The 6,042-nt window shown below is 56.8% G+C and carries 3 protein-coding genes and 1 pseudogene; 3 read left to right on the top strand and 1 reads right to left on the bottom strand.

Annotated features, from left to right (window positions below; translation table 11 throughout):
• The first annotated feature begins 26 nt into the window (after positions 1-26).
• The 3 genes from proX to fdhA all read left to right on the top strand — a co-directional run bounded on the left by proX (position 27) and on the right by fdhA (position 3,723).
• Positions 27-1,055 (top strand): glycine betaine/L-proline ABC transporter substrate-binding protein ProX, encoded by a 1,029-nt coding sequence (gene proX / locus ACN6NG_RS09685; RefSeq protein ID WP_044047238.1) that lies wholly within the window; start codon positions 27-29, stop codon positions 1,053-1,055.
• Between the two features lie 113 nt (positions 1,056-1,168).
• Positions 1,169-2,497, top strand: coding sequence for a dimethylsulfonioproprionate lyase DddP (gene dddP / locus ACN6NG_RS09690; protein WP_013972247.1), 1,329 nt, complete (start codon positions 1,169-1,171; stop codon positions 2,495-2,497).
• A 29-nt stretch (positions 2,498-2,526) separates the two neighbouring features.
• Entirely contained in the window at positions 2,527-3,723 is a 1,197-nt protein-coding gene (gene fdhA / locus ACN6NG_RS09695; RefSeq protein ID WP_044046974.1) for a formaldehyde dehydrogenase, glutathione-independent, read from the top strand.
• 516 nt (positions 3,724-4,239) lie between these two features.
• Here fdhA and ACN6NG_RS09700 read toward each other — a convergent pair.
• Positions 4,240-5,855 (bottom strand): annotated as a pseudogene (locus tag ACN6NG_RS09700) (BCCT family transporter).
• Between the last annotated feature and the right edge of the window lie 187 nt (positions 5,856-6,042).

Genomic DNA, 6,042 nt, shown 5'->3' on the forward strand with positions numbered 1-6,042 from the left:
CAACAATCCCAAAAAGGTACGCGAAGATGTTCGAGTCTAAAATTTCCCGCTACTTCTTGCAGAGCACCTGCGCCGTAGCACTGAGCTTGCTGTGCTTGGGGGCCAACGCCTCTGCTGACAAGCCGGGGGAGGGGGTAAAGATTACGCCGGCGTTCCCCACTGTCGATGAGGAACGTTTCCGCGGCGAAGTTGCTGTGGAGGGCCTGCGCGAGCTTGGCTACAAGGTTCAGCAGCCAAAGGAAACCGAGTACGCCACCATGGTGCTCGCGGTGGGTTTTGGAGATGCCGACTTCACCGTGAACGCGTGGGACAAGTTGCATGCTGCGTTCTACGAGAAGGCCGGTGGCGACGCCAACATGATCAAAGTTGGCAACATCCTGCCTGGTATTCTACAGGGCTACCTGATCGATAAAAAGACAGCTGATCAGTACAACATCAAGTACATCACCGACCTGAAGAAACCGGAAATTGCCAAGCTTTTCGATGCGGATGGCGATGGCAAGGCTGACATGACCGGCTGCAATCCAGGTTGGGGGTGCGAGCTTGTCATTGCTCACCAAATGAAGGCTTATGATCTCGAAAGCACTGTCCATGTGAACCAGGGGTCGTACTTCGCGCTGATGGCCGACACGATCTCTCGATTCAAGGAAGGCAAGCCGGTGCTCTACTACACGTGGGTTCCGCAGTGGGTGGCTGGCGTGCTGGTCGAAGGGCGAGATGTCGTTTGGCTGCAGGTCCCCAGAACCGATCTGCCGGGCGGCGATAACACCGTTGATACTGTCTACGAAGGCAAAAATCTCGGGTTCGCTCTGGACAAGGTGCAGGCCTTGGTAAACCGCAATTTCGCGGAGAAAAATCCGGCAGCGATGAAGTTTCTCTCCCTCATGCAAATCCCGGCTGCTGACGAAAGTGCGCAGAATCTGAAGATGCAGCAGGGTGAAAAATCCATGGCAGACATTCAACGCCATACCAAAGATTGGATTGCAGCTCACCGGCAGGAATTTGATGGTTGGCTGCAAGCGGCGCGAGCTGCTGCTACCCAAGCCAGTAACTAACAAGATCATGGGCTCCGGCACCAACCCGCTTCGCCTCGCGTAAATAGCCACGGCAGTAGCGGGTCTGGTGTGTAGGTGAATGCATAACAAGCACATCGGGACGACCTTGAACTATGGTGAGCACCCCATTTTCCATCCCTGCCAGCAACCGGCGTATCGATCCCACCCGCTACCGCCCGGATGGCTCTCTGGCGAACAACGACCGCACTGAAATTGGCCCTACGCCACTTGCCTTCGCCGAGTGGGCTGCATTGTCGCTGGATGCGCCGCATCTTCCGACGATGCGTGAGTACCGTTTGGGACGCCTGGTCCAGCAACTCCAAGTTCGGGACCTTGCCGGCATTCTGTTGTTCGATCCGCTCAATATTCGCTATGCCACAGATACCACGAACATGCAGTTGTGGACGGCGCACAATCCAGCGAGGGCTTGTTTTGTCTCGGCGGGTGGGCACGTGGTGCTGTGGGATTTCCATGGCTGTGATCACCTTTCTGCACATCTGCCGCTGATAAATGAACTGCGTAGCGGCGCCTCCTTCTTCTACTTTGAAACGGGTGGTCGTACGGATGAGCACGCAAAGCGTTTTGCCGGGGAGATAGATGAGCTACTGCGTACGCACGGCGGCACTAACCGTCGACTGGCTATCGACCGCATTGAGGTCGCGGGCCTGCGAGCCCTCGATGCCTTGGGGGTACAGGTCTGCAGCGGCCAGGAAGTCACTGAGTATGCGCGCGTAATCAAAGGGCCTGACGAGATCAAGGCCATGCGCTGCGCCGTCGCCTCCTGCGAGGCCTCTATCAGCGAAATGCGCGCGGCCATGCATGCAGGTGCCACTGAGAATGACATCTGGGCGGCGTTGCACGCCGGCAATATTCGTCGCGGCGGCGAGTGGATCGAGACGCGCATCCTAAGCTCCGGGCCGCGCACAAATCCGTGGTACCAGGAGTCAGGTCCGCGGGTCTTGAGTGAAGGTGATCTGTTGTCCTTCGACACCGATCTGATCGGCGCTTATGGCATGTGCGTAGACATGTCGCGTAGCTGGATCTGCGGGGATCTGGCGCCTACAGCAGAACAGAAGCGGTTGTATCAGATCGCCCACGAGCACATTCGCTACAACACCGACCTCGTCCGCCCGGGTGTCGGTTTCACTGACTTGACCAGGCTTGGGCACCGTTTGCCCGAATCATGCCGGGCGCAACGCTACGGGGTGATGTTCCACGGTGTCGGCCTGTGCGACGAATACCCATGCATTCGTTATCCCGAGGACGTCGATGCGTACGGTTATGAAGGTGTTCTCGAACCGGGCATGACGCTATGCGTGGAGGCTTACGTCGGTGAAGTAGGTGGGCGAGACGGGATCAAGCTTGAAAACCAGTTGTTGGTCACGGATGACGGCTGTGAGGTGCTCACACGCTATCCATTTGAAGATCGATTTTTGAAGTGAAGCTGTTTTGTCATAAAGAGAGGTAGTACATGAGTGCAAATAACAGAGGTGTGGTGTACCTGGGTGCAGGTAAGGTCGAGGTGCAACACATTGACTACCCGAAAATGCAGGACCCGCGCGGCAAGAAAATCGAGCACGGGGTGATCCTCAAGGTGGTCTCCACCAATATTTGCGGCTCTGACCAACACATGGTCCGTGGTCGCACCACTGCTCAGGTGGGCCTGGTACTGGGCCACGAGATCACCGGTGAAGTCATCGAGAAGGGGCGGGATGTCGAGCATCTGCAGATCGGCGATCTGGTGTCAGTCCCCTTCAACGTCGCCTGTGGTCGCTGCCGGTCCTGCAAAGAAATGCACACGGGTGTCTGCCTTACAGTCAACCCGGCTCGCGCCGGCGGGGCCTATGGCTATGTCGACATGGGTGACTGGACAGGTGGTCAGGCCGAATACGTCCTGGTCCCGTATGCAGATTTCAACCTGCTGAAGTTGCCGAATCGCGACAAAGCCATGGAGAAAATCCGGGACTTGACGTGCTTGTCCGACATTCTACCAACCGGCTATCACGGGGCAGTTACGGCTGGTGTTGGCCCTGGCAGCACTGTTTACGTCGCCGGTGCCGGCCCCGTTGGCCTGGCTGCCGCTGCTTCTGCACGTCTGCTGGGCGCAGCCTGTGTGATCGTGGGTGACCTGAACCCAGCTCGCCTGGCTCACGCCAAGGCGCAAGGCTTCGAAGTGGTTGACCTGTCCAAAGACACCCCGTTGCATGAGCAGATCATCGACATCTTGGGCGAACCAGAAGTCGATTGCGCGGTGGACGCTGTTGGTTTCGAGGCGCGTGGCCATGGCCATGAAGGCGCCAAGCAGGAGGCCCCGGCCACCGTGCTCAATTCGTTGATGCAAGTGACCCGTGTTGCCGGGAAAATCGGCATCCCAGGCCTTTATGTGACTGAAGACCCGGGCGCCCATGATGCTGCCGCCAAGATCGGTGCGCTGAGCATCCGCTTCGGTTTGGGCTGGGCCAAGTCGCACAGTTTCCACACGGGCCAGACACCTGTGATGAAGTACAACCGTCAGTTGATGCAGGCCATCATGTGGGACCGCATCAACATTGCTGAAATCGTGGGTGTACAGGTGATCAGCCTGGACCAGGCGCCTAATGGCTACGGTGAATTCGATGCAGGCGTACCGAAGAAATTCGTGATCGATCCACACCGCACCTTCTCCTGACTCACGTGATGCCCATCTTGTCAAAAAGCCTTGGGCATCAATCCAGTGTCGGGGGAATGAAGGTTAACCGCTGATCAACCTCGGTCAGCGGTTACTCAACTTGCAGTCAGCGCCGTCACGAACTGCGAACTACGTTCTCAAGTTATCTCATGTGCTGCTTCAGCACCCTTCAAATCAACCCCCAATACCGCCATTGGTTCTTCTGTATCGAGATCAGTGCAGCGCCCTGGTGCGTATCTGTGCTGGGTGTTAACGATCACCACGACGCGTCGATCTGGTTATTACCAGGGCAATGGGAATGTGAGGGTCAAAACACTGGGCCAGATGGGATGTCGATACCGGCGATGGTTCAAGCGTTACAGACGACCGACTCTGCTCTTAAACAGGGGGCGCGAACTGATTGCTGGGGTGTTGGATTACAAGATACGAAGGGGTGGAGAGGGCGGCAAACTATCCAGCTGTAATCCTGGCCGGAGAGTCTCGAAAGAGACCCGCCGGCAGTGACACTACGGCGTCTCAGGAAGGTGTTGCAACACGTGCGTGGGCCGCTGCGGATGTGGCAGCAGACAGCCCATCATTCTTGCGCAGCGTTCGTAGCAACGAATAGCTTGCCAAGGCCATGTAGATGGCAATCGGTAGTCCCACGACGATACTTGCGAGCTGAATCGCGGTGAGTCCACCGGCGTTAATCAGGCTCGCCGCAATTGCACCTTCCAATGCACACCACAGCACTCTCAACCAATTTGGCGGGCTGACCCCGCCGACCGCGTTAAGCATGCACATGACTTGAGTGCCGGCATCGGCAGCCGTCACGAAATGCACTGCCAGAAGCAAGCACACGATGATACTCAGCGCGCCGCCGAGTGTGTGACCTCCCAGGCGCTCAAGCAGGGTAAACATCGCGGATGTGGTTTCCTTGCGTGTGGCCTCAAGAATCGGTCCGCCCGTAAACGGGCCAACTTCAGTTTGCTCGGCCACCGGCAAGCTACGGTAGGCCTGACGGGTATTTTGCTCATCTTTCAACGCAGTGCCGCCAAAAACTGCCATCCACAAAATGGTGACCAACGTAGGCACCAACAAAGCACCAAAAACCAGTTCGCGGACAGTTCGGCCACGCGAGATGCGAGCAATGAACAATCCCACGAAAGGCCCCCAGGTCATCCACCATGGCAGGTAGAAAGCGGTCCACTGTTTTGCCAGCCACTGTCGTTCTGGGTGTCGGTCCATAGGCTCAGTCCGATGATGTTCTGGGCGTAATCGCCTGTCGCCTCAAGCATCAGGTTCATGATGTAGTTGGTTGGCCCCAGCGCGAGCACGACCAGCATCAGGCCGAACGATATGAACATGTTGGTCGTCGATAGCCGCTTCATCCCCCGTGATACGCCAGCAACGAGCGAAAGTGAGGCAATCACGGTGACCACTGCAATGATGCCCAGTTTGAACGACAGGCTCACGGGAACACCGAATACCTGGTTCAGGCCGGTATTGATCTGCTCAACCCCCATGCCCAAGGACTGTGAAACACCAAAAGCCGTTACGGCCGCACCGATGATATCGACGGTATGGCCAATCGGTCCGTAGATACGCTTGCCGATCAAGGGGTAGAGCACCGATCTTAACGCCAGCGGCAATCCTTCACGGTAAGCGAAGTAGGCCAGTCCCAGCGCAATGATGGTGAAGATCGCCCAAGGGTGCAGCCCCCAATGGAAGAGTGTGATACGCATCGCCATGCTCGCGGACTCATTGGTAAGGCCTGGCGAAAAGGGGTTGCCCGCATAGTGCAGCACGGGCTCTGCAACGGACCAAAAGATGAGTCCCACACCCATGCCAGCGCTGAACAACATGGAGATCCATGCAGCAAAGCTAAACTCAGGCTTTTCGTCTGGGCGACCCAGCTTGATATGGCCGTGACGGCTGAGGGCCAGAAAAAGCAGGAGGCAGAGTACGCCGCTGACAGAGCCGATATAGAACCATTTGAGGTTGCTCAAGATGACGTCGGAGGCGTGTTTGAATACACCGGCAGCACGTTCGCCTTGTGAGGTGCAGAGGATGACGAAAGCAGTAACAATCAAGAGTGACCCAATGGTCACCACAGGGCTGAGGCCTTTGAAAAGGCCATTTTTGGCACGCATCGGCTTTGTTCCGTTTTATTGTATTAATGGCCGGATAGGGAAGGCCAGAAAGGCGCCCTAGCAGACTGTGTGAAAACACACTGACAGGCCCTAGACCAAACGCCCCGACTTGTTCGGGGCGTTTGTTTTTGTGCTGAAAAAGGCTCTTCAGCCCATCAGTTGCATCATTTGCTTGGCACCCAGGACG

The sequence above is a fragment of the Pseudomonas sp. TSO6 genome (assembly GCF_056098905.1).